Here is a 714-nt window from a genome sequence, read left to right as displayed (position 1 = left end):
TTGGATTCACTGGCGTCAGCTGATGCTTCAAGTGAACCGTGAAGTTCTGAGCAGTTTTGTCATCATTGTCGAATGTCAAATCTGCTGGATAGCCATCAGTAACTAACTCATACCCGTGTTTCTTATAATCCGCAATGCTGCCACTGGTACTATAACTGGATTTCGAGCCCGTTGTTCCTGAAATTGAATCCGTCTTTAAAGTTTTGCCGGTCGTATCATCAACGTAGCTGACACTACCTTTTTGCTGATCTGCGGTATAGGTGATCGTTGTATCTTTCGTCGGATCACTTGGCTGATAACGGCTACCGGGTGTCAAAACATGACCTTCTGGATCATGTGCTGTATAACCTGGTACCGTCGGTACACCGGCTGGTGTAACCTTCGTCGCATCACGTGGGTCATTTGGATAGACTACTCTTGGTACTCTAGGGAAGTTCCCATCACTTGAGCTTGGTACCAATGATCCGACTTTCGTGTATGTCACGGTCTCATTAACATCTGCTGAATCGGCATTCAGGTCAGTTACGACAGCTGTCTGCGCTTTATCAGCTACAGATCCCGACACCACTGGACTAACAACGGCATCAAAGGTTGTATCACCATTTGTCGCTGTCCAGGCGGTTGTTCCAGCACCACTCGTAATCACTTCACCAGTAACGTTATCGACAACGACGGTTCGTGTGAAGTTGACAGAATCAGTGTGCGGCTTGGCCA

The 714-nt window shown here is 47.5% G+C and carries 1 protein-coding gene; it reads right to left on the bottom strand.

Annotation, left to right across the window (positions count from 1 at the left end; genetic code table 11):
• On the bottom strand, window positions 1–714 hold a 714-nt coding region (locus tag GQR53_RS20525; RefSeq protein WP_206013416.1), incomplete at both ends, for a hypothetical protein.

The organism is Pseudoalteromonas sp. Z9A6, from assembly GCF_011378805.1.
GTDB lineage: Bacteria > Pseudomonadota > Gammaproteobacteria > Enterobacterales > Alteromonadaceae > Pseudoalteromonas > Pseudoalteromonas distincta.
This window is presented reverse-complemented; position numbering and strand designations above follow the sequence as displayed.